The 13615-nt window shown below is 38.0% G+C and carries 17 protein-coding genes; 13 read left to right on the forward strand and 4 right to left on the reverse strand.

Going from position 1 to position 13615, the window contains the following annotated elements:
• The first annotated feature begins 18 nt into the window (after positions 1-18).
• From HW120_RS09695 to HW120_RS09705, 3 genes are read left to right on the forward strand one after another with little or no spacing between them, the layout of a single operon-like run.
• On the forward strand, positions 19-618 hold the full coding sequence (locus tag HW120_RS09695; RefSeq protein ID WP_177733617.1) for a DUF1684 domain-containing protein: 600 nt from the start codon (positions 19-21) through the stop codon (positions 616-618).
• A complete protein-coding gene (locus HW120_RS09700; RefSeq protein ID WP_317168369.1) occupies positions 618-1262 on the forward strand; it encodes a TatD family hydrolase in 645 nt (214 codons plus the stop codon). Before HW120_RS09695 ends, HW120_RS09700 begins: the two co-directional genes overlap by 1 nt.
• Before the next feature lie 17 nt (positions 1263-1279).
• Positions 1280-1996 carry a tRNA threonylcarbamoyladenosine dehydratase gene (locus HW120_RS09705; RefSeq protein WP_177733619.1) on the forward strand — a complete coding sequence of 239 codons (717 nt, stop codon included), beginning with the start codon at positions 1280-1282 and terminating at the stop codon, positions 1994-1996.
• A gap of 35 nt (positions 1997-2031) precedes the next feature.
• Here HW120_RS09705 and HW120_RS09710 read toward each other — a convergent pair whose 3' ends face one another.
• On the reverse strand, positions 2032-3126 hold the full coding sequence (locus HW120_RS09710; protein WP_177733621.1) for an SRPBCC family protein: 1095 nt from the start codon (positions 3124-3126) through the stop codon (positions 2032-2034).
• A 303-nt stretch (positions 3127-3429) separates the two neighbouring features.
• Between HW120_RS09710 and HW120_RS09715 the strand changes: the two genes are divergently transcribed.
• Positions 3430-3813 (forward strand): pyrophosphohydrolase domain-containing protein, encoded by a 384-nt coding sequence (locus tag HW120_RS09715; RefSeq protein WP_177733623.1) that lies wholly within the window; start codon positions 3430-3432, stop codon positions 3811-3813.
• Positions 3814-3864: 51 nt separating this feature from the next.
• Here HW120_RS09715 and HW120_RS09720 read toward each other — a convergent pair whose 3' ends face one another.
• Positions 3865-4932 (reverse strand): branched-chain amino acid aminotransferase, encoded by a 1068-nt coding sequence (locus tag HW120_RS09720; RefSeq protein WP_177733624.1) that lies wholly within the window; start codon positions 4930-4932, stop codon positions 3865-3867.
• Between the two features lie 365 nt (positions 4933-5297).
• Here HW120_RS09720 and HW120_RS09725 point away from each other — a divergent pair, with 365 nt between their 5' ends.
• The 4 genes from HW120_RS09725 to HW120_RS17735 all read left to right on the forward strand — a co-directional run bounded on the left by HW120_RS09725 (position 5298) and on the right by HW120_RS17735 (position 7252).
• Positions 5298-5804: a DUF4920 domain-containing protein gene (locus tag HW120_RS09725; protein ID WP_177733626.1), complete on the forward strand. Its 507-nt coding sequence runs from the start codon at positions 5298-5300 to the stop codon at positions 5802-5804.
• 2 nt (positions 5805-5806) lie between these two features.
• The gene (locus HW120_RS09730; protein ID WP_177733628.1) at positions 5807-6238 is read left to right on the forward strand and encodes a hypothetical protein; all 432 of its coding nucleotides are present in this window, start codon (positions 5807-5809) and stop codon (positions 6236-6238) included.
• Between the two features lie 2 nt (positions 6239-6240).
• Positions 6241-6903 (forward strand): tRNA (5-methylaminomethyl-2-thiouridine)(34)-methyltransferase MnmD, encoded by a 663-nt coding sequence (gene mnmD / locus HW120_RS09735; RefSeq protein WP_177733630.1) that lies wholly within the window; start codon positions 6241-6243, stop codon positions 6901-6903.
• Positions 6904-7054: 151 nt separating this feature from the next.
• On the forward strand, positions 7055-7252 hold the full coding sequence (locus tag HW120_RS17735) for a hypothetical protein (RefSeq protein ID WP_246296973.1): 198 nt from the start codon (positions 7055-7057) through the stop codon (positions 7250-7252).
• A 14-nt stretch (positions 7253-7266) separates the two neighbouring features.
• Here HW120_RS17735 and HW120_RS09740 read toward each other — a convergent pair whose 3' ends face one another.
• Entirely contained in the window at positions 7267-8217 is a 951-nt protein-coding gene (locus HW120_RS09740) for a LysR substrate-binding domain-containing protein (RefSeq protein ID WP_177733632.1), read from the reverse strand.
• A gap of 106 nt (positions 8218-8323) precedes the next feature.
• Here HW120_RS09740 and HW120_RS09745 point away from each other — a divergent pair, with 106 nt between their 5' ends.
• The 5 genes from HW120_RS09745 (at position 8324) to can (ending at position 12318) form a co-directional block, all read left to right on the forward strand.
• Positions 8324-8803, forward strand: coding sequence for a Dps family protein (locus HW120_RS09745; RefSeq protein ID WP_177733634.1), 480 nt, complete (start codon positions 8324-8326; stop codon positions 8801-8803).
• 91 nt (positions 8804-8894) lie between these two features.
• A complete protein-coding gene (locus HW120_RS09750) occupies positions 8895-9182 on the forward strand; it encodes a hypothetical protein (protein ID WP_177733636.1) in 288 nt (95 codons plus the stop codon).
• 86 nt (positions 9183-9268) lie between these two features.
• Positions 9269-10867: a SulP family inorganic anion transporter gene (locus HW120_RS09755; RefSeq protein ID WP_177733638.1), complete on the forward strand. Its 1599-nt coding sequence runs from the start codon at positions 9269-9271 to the stop codon at positions 10865-10867.
• Positions 10868-11004: 137 nt separating this feature from the next.
• A complete protein-coding gene (locus HW120_RS09760) occupies positions 11005-11643 on the forward strand; it encodes a carbonic anhydrase (RefSeq protein ID WP_177733640.1) in 639 nt (212 codons plus the stop codon).
• A 39-nt stretch (positions 11644-11682) separates the two neighbouring features.
• Positions 11683-12318: a carbonate dehydratase gene (gene can, locus HW120_RS09765; protein ID WP_177733642.1), complete on the forward strand. Its 636-nt coding sequence runs from the start codon at positions 11683-11685 to the stop codon at positions 12316-12318.
• A 37-nt stretch (positions 12319-12355) separates the two neighbouring features.
• Here the strand turns inward: can and HW120_RS09770 are convergent, their stop codons facing one another.
• Positions 12356-13555 carry an LETM1-related biofilm-associated protein gene (locus HW120_RS09770; protein ID WP_177733644.1) on the reverse strand — a complete coding sequence of 400 codons (1200 nt, stop codon included), beginning with the start codon at positions 13553-13555 and terminating at the stop codon, positions 12356-12358.
• Between the last annotated feature and the right edge of the window lie 60 nt (positions 13556-13615).

The raw sequence follows: 13615 nt of genomic DNA on the forward strand, positions 1-13615 counted from the left end.
TTTAAAGACTTTGAATCCATGAAAGTAATAAGCGTTTTACTGATAGCGATACTGTTCCCGGTTTTGGGTTTTTCGCAATGCGGAAAGGAAGCAGTTGAGGCGTTTCGGCAGAAAATTAATTCGGAATATGCCGATCCGGCCCATAGTCCTTTAAAAGCAAAAGATTTAAAAACATTTAAATCACTGGACTTTTTTCCAATTGATTTAGCGTATTGTGTTACAGCGAAATTCATCAGAACTACAGATGCCAAACCGTTTAATATGCCGACAACCGGTAAGCGGAAGCCGCTGTATGTGAAATACGGAGAAGTACATTTTACATTAGGGGATAAAAACTTTAAGCTGAATGTTTATCAGAACCTGGAGCTGATAAAAATGGAGCAGTATAAAAAACATTTGTTTTTACCGTTTACAGATTATACGAGTGGGGTGGAGAGTTATGGCGGCGGACGTTATATTGATCTGGAGCTGCCGGAAACCGATATGCTGACGATTGATTTTAATCAGGCATACAACCCTTATTGTGCTTATAACGAAGGATATTCCTGCCCGATCCCGCCTCAGGAAAATGATTTGAAAACAGAAATCAAAGCCGGAGTAAAAACATTTAAAAAATAATGTTCTATAACCTTCATACGCATAAAGCTTCCGGTGCTGCCAATGTTTTGGAAATTGTCAACCAGTATCCGAATGAATTTGACGCGACGGCACAGTGCTTTTCCATCGGGATTCATCCGTGGCATATTCATTTGGAACGCCTGGATCAGGATCTGGCAGTAATAGCAGAAAAATTGCAGTGGGATAACTGCCTGGCTTTGGGAGAATGCGGATTAGATAAAAGAATTGAAACGGATCTGAAGACACAGATAACCGTTTTTGAAAAGCAGCTGGAACTGGCCAGACATTTTCAGAAACCGGTTATACTGCATTGTGTGGCCGCCTATCAGGAGGTGATTGCAATTAAAAAACGCATGCAGCTCACGGTGCCGATGGTTATACATGGTTTTTCAAAAAATTACCAGGTGGCAAAATCATTACTGGACAACGGATTTTACCTGTCTTTTGGAAAATACCTGCTGCGCAATCCGGAATTAGCGGCTGTTTTTAAGCAAATACCGGACGACCGTATTTTTATGGAAACCGATATGGTGGAAGAAACCATTTTTGAGGTATATCAGAAAGCGGAGGAGATAAAACAGTATGCTGTTACCGAAATAGTGGCCCGTAATTTTGAGAACGTATTTAATAGTAACAATAAATAAGATTAAAAAAGAAATAAATGGCGGAATGGACAGAAAGAGCAGAATTGCTTTTTAAGAAAGAAGGATTGGATAAATTACAGAATGCCAACGTTTTGGTTGTGGGTATGGGCGGAGTAGGCTCGTTTGCAGCTGAATTTATAGCCAGAGCGGGTGTTGGTAAAATGACAATCGTGGACGGTGATGTAGTGGATATAACCAATATTAACAGACAGCTGCCGGCTTTGCACTCTACCGTGGGGGCACCCAAAGTAACCATTGTAGGGGACCGGTTAATGGATATCAATCCCGGATTGCAGTTAACCCGTGTTCAGGAATTTTTATCGCCGGAACGCGCTTTTGAACTCGTAACTCCGGAGTTTGATTATGTTTTGGATTGTATTGACAGTATTACACCAAAACTGAATCTTATCCTGGCTGCAAAGCGAAAAAAAGTAAAGATCATCAGTAATATGGGAGCAGGAGGGAAACTGCTTGCCAGTAAAGTTACAGTAAGGGATATCAGTAAAACAGATGTTTGCCCGCTGGCAAAGACCATTAGAAAGCGTTTAAAGAAAGAAGGGATCACTACCGGGGTAAAAGCTGTTTTCTCGACGGAAACACCGGATGAAACCAGTTTGAAAATGACAGATGGACTCAACTTTAAAAAGTCTTTTTACGGAACGAACAGCTGGATGCCGGCATTGTTCGGTTTGCATGCTGCGGAAACAGTAGTCAAATATTTGCTGAAGAAATAAAAAAAGTCCCTGAAAAGGGACTTTTTTATGCTTTATTATTCGGTGGCAGCCGGAGCTGCAGGTGTTGCTGTAGGAGTAACCGGTTTCGGTTTTACGACCGGTTTTGGTTTTGCCGTTATCGGGATAAAAATCTCGGTAACCCATTCGGAAGGTTTTCGGTGCTGGTGTGCACTAACTTTGTAAACCTCGATGTATTTTCCGGTGGTATCTTCCATCCACTTGTTTTTGGTGATCTCGGCATAGGCTTTATCCCAGGCTTCTTTGCTGTGGGAGTAATCCCCGGTTAACGTTGTTTTTAAGGCAAGATACGGTTCTAATTTTCCACCGGTAATGTCGCTGCCCTGTGCCGTGAAAATTTCATCCTTAACCGGAATACAGGTCGAAAACTCTACGCTGTTATTAGCCGTGTCGTATTTGTTGTAGATAGCAAAAGAACTGCCGTTTACGGCTATATTATTGTCTTTTGTGAATTTGTTTAAATTAATCAGCATGGCACTCATTAATTTAGGCAATTCCGGAATCTTGCAGCTTACGGTTTGTTTGATATAATAGGTTCCTGCCTTTTTAACCAGACCGTTTATTTTGATGTTATACGATTTTAATTCTTTAACGAGTACATTGTCAATGTTGGTAAGCCCTTTGTCAAACATTGGCGCCAGCATGTTTTCGGCACCGCCGCTTAAAATGGAGAATGCTTTCATCATGAAATTCATTTCGCCTTTCATGCCCCAGGTTACTTTTGTACCGTTTTTTACAGGCGTAAAAGTCCAGTAAACATCGGAAGGTACAGTACTGTCGTTAAAATATATTTTTTGGGTAATGCTGTCGTTGTCAACCGTTTTGATGGTTTCCATTTTACCGTTTCCTTCTTTTCCGGTCCAGGAGAAAGAAGCTCCTGTGCCTTCGGTAATTTCCGGGTAACTGTATTTAATGTTCGGATCGTCTTCTTTCCAAGGGCCCCAGTCTTCCCAATTTTTATAATCATTGATATAACTATACAGAGCCGATTGTGATACGTTTATTACTTTACTTCTTTGAATGTCAAACTTACTGCTCTGAGTAGCAATGTAAACCGCCAAAGCGATTGCCCCCAAAACGATTAAAAGAAATATGTATTTTACTATGCGCATAGAATTATAGATAATTTCATTTTGTTGTCCAAAGTTATAATAATTATTCTTTCAAAAAGAGTTTAATTATAAATAAAATTCCTATAAAAGCAAAAAAGGCTAATAATATCCAAAGCGAACCTTTATAGTGTAATTTGTGCATTGACAGGTCTTTTCGATATACATAAATCATAGCAGTTACAAATACCAAAACAAAAAACAATGCAAAGTAGAGCTGACCTGATGTAAACATGGATTTAATTTTTATGCAAAATTAGCGTTTTGAAAGGAGATTTTCTATTTTAGACAGCAAAATTAAATGTCATGAAAAAACAATTGCAAGCCGTTCAGGAATTCCATGAATCATTTGGTCTGGGAGTTAGTCAGGCGCCAAAAGCCGATTTGGGAGAACAGAAAAACCTGCTGCGGTTTAACCTGATGAAAGAAGAAAATGAAGAATACCTTGAAGCGGTTCAGAATAATGATCTGGTTGAAATTGCCGATGCTTTGGGGGATATGCTTTATATCTTGTGCGGTACGATATTGGAACACGGACTGCAGCACAAAATTGAAGATGTTTTTGAGGAGATCCAGCGAAGCAATATGAGCAAACTGGGCGAAGACGGAAAACCGATTTACAGAGAAGATGGTAAGGTTATGAAAGGACCAAACTATTTCAAACCCAATTTTGAAACCATTCTAAAATAAAAAAATCCCGAATATGATTCGGGATTTTTTGTGTTTATCTTTTTAAACGGATTAGATTTTTACAGTCCATCCGAAAGTATCTTCAATTTCCTTGTGCTGGATACCGGTAAGTATGGATTTGATATTTGCAGCAAAAGTAGTGTCTGATTTTGGCAGCTCATAATAAGTTTCTTTATACGAGAAGCCAACGATAGGGTTTACTACGGCAGCAGTTCCGGCTCCGAAGATTTCTTTTAAAGTGCCTTTTTCTGCCGCTTCCACGATTTCGTTAACCAAAACCGGACGTACTTCAATATTGATTCCTTCTCTTTCTGCTAGTTCGATAATACTTTTTCGGGTAACACCATCCAGGATTCTCTCGCTGGTTGGAGCGGTATATAAGGTATCGTTAATTCTGAAGAACACATTCATGGTTCCGGCTTCTTCCAGTTTTGTGTGGGTTGCATCATCTGTCCAGATGATTTGCTGGAAGCCCTGTTCGTTTGCTAATTTTGTCGGATAGAATTGTCCGGAATAGTTTCCGGCTGCTTTTGCAGCACCAATTCCTCCATTTGCAGCACGGCTGAAATGTTCGGCAATGATTACTTTAACTTCACCGGAATAGTATGATTTTGCCGGAGATAAAATCACGGTAAAACGATATTGTGTCGATGGAGCAGCAACAACACCGGAGCCTGTTGCAATCATGAAAGGACGGATGTATAAAGAGTTTCCGAATCCTTTTTTAACCCATTCTTTCTCAATTTCCAATAATTTGTGCAAACCGCCAAGGAATACCTCTTCCGGAACTTCCGGCATGGCAAGACGCACAGCTGATTTGTTAAAACGATCAAAGTTCTGATCCGGACGGAATAACCAAACATCATCATTATTGTCTTTGTAGGCTTTCATACCTTCAAAGATCGCCTGACCGTAATGGAATACTTTTGCGGAAGGATCCAAAGTGAAAGGTTCGTAAGGTTGTATTACAGGTTGTCCCCAGGTACCGTTTTTAAAATCACAAATTAACATGTGATCGGTAAAAGTATTTCCGAATGTCAGGTTTTCAAAATCAACACTGTTGATTTTAGACGCATCAGCTTTGATAATTTTAATATCAGTAGTTGTTTTTAATTCCATTTAATGTGATAATTATTTAAAAAGAACACTAAATTATTGGCTATCAACGAAAAGTGTAATTTTTAAATTGATAAAATTTTTGTTGTGTCTTTGCAAATTTAATGAAAAAAAGCACTTTTTAGACTGTTCAATTAAAAATAATGTAATTGTATAAAGAATTATTAAATTTTTTGTGAATTGATAAAAATAGGTTCAAAATCATTCGGATTAGCGGGAATTAACGAAAAAATTAATTAGAATTATGTCTATTCGATATAAATTTGTTTCTTTGGATTGTGGAAAAAAAAGTGAGCTTCCGGCCGTTAACAGGGTTGTTGTTTTCTTTTTTTAAACTATTGATAACCAGACTAACCAAACAATTATATATGAAAAAAACTATTTTACTAGCCGGATTATTATTGAGCTTAATGAGTTGTAATGATAAGAATAAAAAACAGGAAGGTGCAGAAACAGCGGAAGCGGTAAAAACAGAATATGCCGTTTTTGGCGATAGTATTACCAGTGAGGGTGCTATTACAAAGGAAGATATGTTTGCAAAATTTAAAGATTTAAAAGAAGGCGATACGATAAACCTTAAATTTAAGTCCAATATTAAAGATGTTTGCCAGAAAAAAGGATGCTGGATGACAATGGATCTGGCAGATGGTAAAGAAACATTTGTAAAATTTAAGGACTATGCCTTTTTTGTACCGATGAACGCAATGAACCAGGAAGCGATAGTAAACGGAAAAGCATTTGTTAATATTGAAACGGTGGAACGTTTAAAGCACTATGCTAAAGATGGTGGAAAAACACAGGCGGAGATTGACAGTATTACTCAGCCGAAAGTGACGTATTCCTTCATGGCGGACGGGGTTTTAATCAGTAAATAATAATGAAGAAAATTTTAGTTTTTGTTTCGGCAGTGGTTTTGTTTGCTGCCTGCCAGAAAAAGGAAGTTGAAAAAGAAAAAGTATCCGGGAAAAAGGATTTTAAAATGTATGAAATGTCCGAAATGGCTGCTTTAATGGAGCAGATGTATGTGGACAATCAGCGTTTAAAAGATCGTATTAACAACGGAGAAGACGTGGGGCGCTTTCCGAATCACTTTTTAAAGATTCACAAAGCGGTTATGACGGATGAAAGCGAGAATGATGCCTTTTTTAAAGAACAGGCTAAAAAATTTATTGAAGCTCAGGAATTGATCTACAGCGATCCTAAAAATGCCAAACAGCATTTTAATAATGGGGTCGATGCCTGTGTGCGCTGTCATGAATCCAAATGCGGCGGGCCTATTCCGAGAATTAAAAAATTGTATATCAAATAACATTGAAAAGAAAAGTAATACAAACGGCTGACGGTTCTTCTACCATCTATATAGAAGAATGGCGAGAAACATATCACTCTAAATTCGGAGCGATACAGGAAGCAAAACATGTATTTATAGCAAACGGACTGTCACTCATGGAGCAACAGTCCGTTGCTGTTTTAGAAATCGGTTTCGGAACGGGGCTCAACAGCTTTATTACCTTACTGGAAGCGGAACAAAAAAAACAATTTGTTGACTATGTTGGTGTGGAAGCATTTCCAATTTCGTTGGAAGAGCGGAAGAGTCTTAACTATGTATCGGAGTTAAATGCTGTTGCGTTCGAAAAGGAGTTTGAACAGCTGCACCATTCGCCCTGGGAAGAGCAGGTACAGGTTTCGCCTTATTTTTCTTTAACAAAAAGGCAACAATACTTTAACGAAATATATTACAAAAACAGGTTTAATTTGATTTACTTTGATGCATTCGGATTTCAGGTTCAGCCGGAGCTTTGGACAGTTGAAATTTTCAAAATCATGTATGAGGCGCTACAGGATAAAGGTGTTTTAGTAACATACGCCTGTAGAACTTCAATCATTAAAGCTTTACGGGAAGCCGGTTTTGAAACAGAGAAGCTAAAAGGGCCGCCGGGGAAACGCGAAATGCTGAGAGCTGTTAAAAAATAAGTCTTTAGTGTGAATGTTAAATAAAATATAAAATTCATACTAAAAATGAAATTGAAACGTTAAGTCTTTAGAAAACAAATACGTTTTTTGTAAATTTACCCAACAGTTTTACGTTCTTACCCTAAATTAACCATATTAATGCTGTAGAATTATGCCAAGAGCCATGTTTTCTTACACTAAATCTATTTTAGAAAGAGTAAGTTTTGACCCTAAATTATTTTGTAAAGAATTAGAAAAAGCCATAAAGAATTTATTACCATACGAAATCGAGCAATTGAGAGATTGGTTGCTGAATTACACAGTTGGCAAGCCGGAATTAAAACAATGTCTTATATACGTTAATCAGTAAATAAAAAAGGAGCTTTAAGCTCCTTTTTTATTTTTCAGCGGACTGATAATTTGTACGTTGTGAAAAGCGATGGCACCTTTTACAACACCCGATATGGTACTGCGAAGGGCTTCGATAATGTGCATTTTCAATTCGCTTTTGGGATAAATTAAACTAACCTCACGTGCCGGACGGGGTTCTTTAAAGTGGCGTAGTTTGGTTTTGTCCTTTTCTTTTAAATCCAGCGTGTGCAAATAGGGAAGCAGTGTGGTTCCCAATCCTTCATCGGCAAGCTTGATTAATGTTTCAAAACTTCCGCTCTCAATCTGGAAACGGCTGTCAGGATGTGCTGCGTGACTTTTGCACAAATTTAAAATTCCGTCTCTAAAACAGTGTCCGTCCTGTAACAGCAGGATAGAATCCACATCGAGATCATTGATGTCGATCTCACTTTTCTCAAAGTTTTTATTGCTTTCCGGTATATAGGCCACAAAAGGCTCATAATACAAAACGATTTCCTTTAAACTTTCTTCTTCTAAAGGTGTCGCGGCAATAGCAACATCCAAATGCCCGTTTTTAAGGCGTTTGATAATTTCTTCGGTGTTGTATTCCTCTATGATTAAATTGACTTTCGGATACCTGTTTACAAAATTGGTCAGGAACATCGGTAATAGCGTTGGCATTATCGTTGGGATGATACCAATTTTAAACTCCCCGCCGATAAATCCTTTCTGCTGGTCTACGATATCTTTAATCCTGTCGGATTCGTTGACAATGTTTTTTGCCTGGGTAACGATTTTCTGTCCTATTTCGGTTAGCTGTATGGGCTTTTTACTTCTGTCAAAAATTAAAATCTCCAGTTCTTCTTCCAGTTTTTGAATCTGCATGCTCAGCGTGGGCTGTGTCACAAAACATTTTTCGGCTGCAAGCGTAAAGTTTTTATGTTCGGCTACGGCTAAAACGTAGTATAATTGGGTGATGGTCATTGTATAAATATTTTCGATAAAAATATAAAAAGTATCAATATTAATTATAGTTTAAGCCCTAAATTTTGGTTAAATTTGTAGGTATAATATTTAAAAAAATAGAAGTATGAAAACAAATAGTCTTGGATTACCCGTAAAAGAAACGAAAGTTTTAGTAGCCGAACTGAATATACTATTAGCCAATTTTCAGGTCTATTACCAAAATCTGAGAGGATTGCACTGGAATATCCGCGGAAAACGTTTTTTTGATCTGCATGTAAAATTCGAAGAGCTTTATAACGATGCCCAGTTAAAAGTGGATTTGATCGCAGAGCGTGTTCTGACTTTAGGAGGAGTACCCCTGCATTCTTTTGACGATTATATTAAAAACAATAAATTACCGGTAGGGAAAAATATATCCAATGATGAGGAAGCTATTCATTTGATTATCGCATCGTTGACCAGCCTGTTGCAGATTGAAAGAGTTATTTTAAGTCAGTCGGGAGAAATTGACGATGAAGGAACCAACTCGATGATGAGTGATTTCATCAAAGAGCAGGAAAAAACCATGTGGATGATGAAAGCATGGTTAGAAGAAGAGATCTAAAAATCCAAAAGTTAAGTGAAAAAGTATTAAAGAAATATTAATTGTTTTTCACTTAACTTTTTTTACTTAATTTTTTTTGTAAGTTCGCGGCATGAAAGTACTGGTAAAAATAGTTTTACTCCTATTTATCACTTTTTTGGCTACTCCAACAGTTGTGGGGTTCCTGAAGAGTGATACTGATACTTCGTCTGTATATAGTTTCTCAGAAGAAGAAACGATAAAAGAAATCAAAGAAACCAAAGCGCAATTGAAATTTGAATTGCAGATCCCGGTTTACTTTGTTGCAAAACCTGCATTAGCTGCCATCACGTTTGAAAATACTTTAAAACACGATAGTAGTTTCCGAGAGATCTTCTCACCGCCTCCCGAATTAGTATAATACAATTACAGGAACTTTTATGTTCAACAGTTTAAGCGTTTTCTTTTAACACGCTTACTATCTAATTGCATTATATTTTATCGGTTATGACAAAAAAAATCAATCTTTTTGCTAACCTGAAAGCGGATTTTGCTTCAGGATTAGTAGTCTTTTTGGTGGCCCTGCCTTTGTGTTTAGGTATTGCTATGGCATCTGGGGCGCCGTTGTTTTCAGGAATTATTTCAGGAATAGTTGGAGGTATCATTGTAGGATACCTGAGTCAGTCAAACATCAGTGTTTCAGGACCTGCTGCCGGACTTACAGCGATTGTACTTACCGCCGTTACTGATCTTAAAGCCTTTGATGTGTTCCTGCTTACTGTTTTTATTGCCGGTTTGATTCAAATCGTTTTAGGCTTTATTAAAGCAGGAAGTATTTCGAATTATTTCCCTACCAATGTTATTGAAGGAATGCTTGCGGGTATCGGAGTAATTATCATTTTAAAACAAATTCCCCATGCAGTAGGATACGACAACGATTTCGAAGGAGATCAGTCTTTTGTACAGATGGAAGGCGGAAATACGTTTTCCTCTCTATTGGGAGCATTGGATTATATCAATTTAGGTTCGATCATTATCACGGTAATCTCCCTGGCTATTTTAATTTCATGGGACAAGGTTCCGTTCCTTAAAAGAATAAAACTGGTTCCGGGTGCATTGGTGGCCGTAGTTTTGGGAATCATTATTAACGAACTCTTTCTGATCAGCGGAAGCAGCCTGGCTATTTCTAAAGAGCATTTGGTATCGTTACCGGTAATGACTTCTTTTGATGATGTGAAAAACATTATCGTAACGCCAGATTTCTCAGCAATAACCAATCCGCAGGTTTGGACCGTAGCCTTTACAATTGCAGTTGTAGCATCGATAGAAACACTATTGTGTATCGAAGCTGCCGATAGAATGGATGTACATAAAAGATTCACCAATACCAATGTGGAGCTAAAAGCACAGGGTGTTGGTAATATGTTGAGTTCGCTATTAGGCGGATTGCCGATGACTTCGGTAGTGGTACGTTCTTCGGCCAATGCAACAGCCGGTGCACAATCTAAAATGTCGACCATTATTCACGGTTTGTTATTACTGATCAGTGTGGTATCCATTCCTTTTTTACTAAACAAAATCCCATTGGCTACTTTGGCAGCGATCCTGTTACTGGTAGGATATAAATTAGCGAAACCGGCAGTGTTGTTACATTTCTGGCACAAAGGTAAATACCAGTTTATCCCTTTTGTTGCGACATTATTAGGGGTGGTTTTCACCGATTTGCTAAAAGGAGTTGCTTTAGGTATTGTGATCAGTATTCTTTTTATTTTAAGAGGAAATCATAAAAGAGCCTACAACTTCACTAAAAAAGAATACCATGACGGTGATATCATCCATATTGATTTGGCACAGGAAGTATCCTTTTTAAATAAAGCGGCTATCAAAAATACGCTAAACGAAATTCCGGAAAATTCCAAAGTGATCATCAATGCTTCCGATACGGTATATATCGCACATGATGTACAGGATCTGATTAAAGAATTCAAGACAATCAGGGCTGTTGAAGACAATATCGAAGTACATCTGATAGGATTCAAAGAAGCCTACGAGCTTGAAAATACCAATGCAGATAAAAAAAATGTATTTGTAGAACATTCAAAATAAGAGATTTAAAAAAAGAAAAATAAATTAAAAAGCAAAAGTTATTATCATGTTTATATTAATGAGTAATTTTAATGAAATTTAAAAAAGCTTAATTTCAACATGGTTTAATGGAGCTTCCAAACAAATAAATTATAAAAATGAAAGCACATACAGCAGAAACACAGGCAACGATTACCCCTTATAAAGCATTAGCATTTCTTAAAGAAGGGAACGCGCGATTTGTAAGCAATTTAAAAGTTAACAGAAATCTTTTAGAGCAGGTTAACGACACAAAAGACGGTCAGTTTCCATTTGCAATAGTTTTAAGCTGTATCGACAGCAGAACGTCGGCAGAGTTAATCTTCGATCAGGGATTAGGGGACATTTTCAGCGCGAGAATTGCCGGAAACATCTTAAATGAAGACATTCTGGGTAGTATGGAATATGCCTGTAAAGTAGCCGGAACCAAATTGATCGTGGTATTGGGCCACAGCAAATGCGGTGCTATTAAAGGAGCATGTGAAGGAGCGAAGTTAGGACACCTTACTAACCTTTTAAGTAAAGTACAACCATCTGTTGATGAAGTAAAAGCAGAGATGCCGGGTGTTGCAACAAACGATCCGGGGCTTGTAGCTGCCGTGGCACAACACAATGTAATTCATACTATGGATGAAATTCTGGATAGAAGCGAGGTTTTGAAAGATCTTTTCGAATCCGGACAAATTGGAATTGCCGGCGGTTATTATGACATTGAAACCGGAGAAGTTCAGTTCATGAAAGAAATTTTACACGATTAGTAAACAACTGATGACTCAGTCCAAAACAGACAAATCCTGATGAGCGAATTTTATCGGAAATTAATAGAGAATAACAAAAAATGGGTTGAATCCAAACTGAGCAACAACCCGGACTATTTTGTTCGTTTATCAAAAAGCCAGAATCCGCCATTGTTATGGATTGGCTGTTCTGACAGCCGCGTTCCGGCCAACGAGATTATTGGGGCCGAACCGGGCGAAGTTTTTGTACACCGGAACATTGCAAACATGGTTGTCCATTCGGATATGAACATGTTAAGCGTACTGGACTATGCCGTGAATATCTTAAAAGTAAAACACGTTATTGTTTGCGGACATTATGGCTGTGGCGGCGTAAAAGCAGCCATGTCTAACGATTCTGTCGGTATTATCGATAACTGGATCCGGCATATAAAAGACGTTTATCGTTTTCATAAAGAAGAACTGGATGCTATTGAAGATGAAAACGAAAGGTTTAACCGTTTCATAGAATTGAACGTTACCGAACAGGTATATGACTTAGCCAAAACATCTATTGTTCAGACCGCCTGGAAAAACGACCAGGAACTGCACATACACGGATGGGTTTACGGACTGAAATCGGGGTATATAACCGATTTAAAGGTAAACCTGAGTTCGAATGAAGATCTGGATGAAGTCTACCAGTTAAAATTATAAGCAATAAAAAAAGTCCGCTAATCAGCGGACTTTTTATTTATTCGGTATCGAGATTTTCATTAAAAGCTGACGGAAGTAATTTTGGAATGAACTTAATCAGGATCGGCAGCAGCAACGTACCGCCCGGTAACAGGAAAATTGTTAGCGACGGGATGGTTTTACAAATATCCAGCAGCTGCTTTTTCATTTTTTTCTTTTCCTTTGAATCCAGTTCCTTATGAGTGGATTTTGCCAAAAGCAGCATTAACTCACCGCTTTCGCTGATTTCCTTTAAAAGCCGGTTTTTATTACGTGTAATCAGTACGACCACATTTTGCGTTGCCTGGTCATAAAAATGCTTTACCGGATTGGAATACCGGAAATATGGAATCTCTTTCTGGTATTTTTTGATGAAATTATCAATAGCGGTAATGCTTTCCGTGGCATATTCCTTTTCAATTTTAAGCTGATCGGCCAGACTGTATAGAAAACGGGTTTCTGTTTCTTCCAGTATGTTATCGCTCCATAAAGCCATACCGGTGATATCCAGCAAATAGTTTTTTTCCAGGGCCGAAGAAAAATAGTCCAGTTCCAGCATTTGCAGATCCTGGATGCCTATTTTGGAAAATTTGGTAAACCGTACGGAAGATTCAAATAATTTGATCAGTAAATCGTCATAATTGGATTTGTTTGTTTTGGTGTTTAAAGCCAAAGCAACCAGGTTGACGATCGTTTCTTCCAGTTTTTTCAGGTAATTATTGGGAATTTCACCATGTATCAGGTACTGACGGAAAGCCAGCACATCGATAAACAGCAGCGCATTGGTAAGAATATGAGAAAAGTTCTTACTAATGATGTTGTCATTAGTCTGAACTCTCTCATTGATTATTTTCTCTAATTCATTGCTGGGTGAGGCGCTCGGAAGCATCTTTTTGAGCAGGTTAAAACCTTCCGGATTCATCTGATTGTAAAAAGCAATGGCTTTTTCAATAAAATCCTTTGGTTCGCCGCTATGCGTTACCATGCCAAAAACGCCGTATAGTATGTTTAATAAGGCTACTTTCGTAATCTCTTCGGAAGTCCAGCCTTTTGTACTAATGGGTTTGTCGGTTACAAAATCGACAACATGGCCGTAAATAAACCCCGTTTCCCTGATGTTGTTGTAAAACGCTTTCGAGTAGATAACGACAGGTAAAGGCAAAGGACTTTGCTTAATAAAAAACTTGTCTATCCAACCGTTAATCGAAGGGTTAATCATTGCCGTGTATTATTCCGCAAAGCTATATTTTTTATTGCTCCCACAAAAATATGCAGGCAA

This window comes from Flavobacterium inviolabile (assembly GCF_013389455.1).
Taxonomy (GTDB): domain Bacteria; phylum Bacteroidota; class Bacteroidia; order Flavobacteriales; family Flavobacteriaceae; genus Flavobacterium; species Flavobacterium inviolabile.

Excerpts from the sequence above, each read along its gene's own strand:
- HW120_RS09695 (WP_177733617.1), top strand. The coding sequence starts at position 19 with ATGAAAGTAATAAGCGTTTTACTGATAGCGATACTGTTCCCGGTTTTG.
- HW120_RS09700 (WP_317168369.1), top strand. The coding sequence starts at position 618 with ATGTTCTATAACCTTCATACGCATAAAGCTTCCGGTGCTGCCAATGTT.
- HW120_RS09705 (WP_177733619.1), top strand. The coding sequence starts at position 1,280 with ATGGCGGAATGGACAGAAAGAGCAGAATTGCTTTTTAAGAAAGAAGGA.
- HW120_RS09710 (WP_177733621.1), bottom strand. The coding sequence starts at position 3,126 with ATGCGCATAGTAAAATACATATTTCTTTTAATCGTTTTGGGGGCAATC.
- HW120_RS09715 (WP_177733623.1), top strand. The coding sequence starts at position 3,430 with ATGAAAAAACAATTGCAAGCCGTTCAGGAATTCCATGAATCATTTGGT.
- HW120_RS09720 (WP_177733624.1), bottom strand. The coding sequence starts at position 4,932 with ATGGAATTAAAAACAACTACTGATATTAAAATTATCAAAGCTGATGCG.
- HW120_RS09725 (WP_177733626.1), top strand. The coding sequence starts at position 5,298 with ATGAAAAAAACTATTTTACTAGCCGGATTATTATTGAGCTTAATGAGT.
- HW120_RS09730 (WP_177733628.1), top strand. The coding sequence starts at position 5,807 with ATGAAGAAAATTTTAGTTTTTGTTTCGGCAGTGGTTTTGTTTGCTGCC.
- HW120_RS17735 (WP_246296973.1), top strand. The coding sequence starts at position 7,055 with ATGCCAAGAGCCATGTTTTCTTACACTAAATCTATTTTAGAAAGAGTA.
- HW120_RS09740 (WP_177733632.1), bottom strand. The coding sequence starts at position 8,217 with ATGACCATCACCCAATTATACTACGTTTTAGCCGTAGCCGAACATAAA.
- HW120_RS09745 (WP_177733634.1), top strand. The coding sequence starts at position 8,324 with ATGAAAACAAATAGTCTTGGATTACCCGTAAAAGAAACGAAAGTTTTA.
- HW120_RS09750 (WP_177733636.1), top strand. The coding sequence starts at position 8,895 with ATGAAAGTACTGGTAAAAATAGTTTTACTCCTATTTATCACTTTTTTG.
- HW120_RS09755 (WP_177733638.1), top strand. The coding sequence starts at position 9,269 with ATGACAAAAAAAATCAATCTTTTTGCTAACCTGAAAGCGGATTTTGCT.
- HW120_RS09760 (WP_177733640.1), top strand. The coding sequence starts at position 11,005 with ATGAAAGCACATACAGCAGAAACACAGGCAACGATTACCCCTTATAAA.
- can (WP_177733642.1), top strand. The coding sequence starts at position 11,683 with ATGAGCGAATTTTATCGGAAATTAATAGAGAATAACAAAAAATGGGTT.
- HW120_RS09770 (WP_177733644.1), bottom strand. The coding sequence starts at position 13,555 with ATGATTAACCCTTCGATTAACGGTTGGATAGACAAGTTTTTTATTAAG.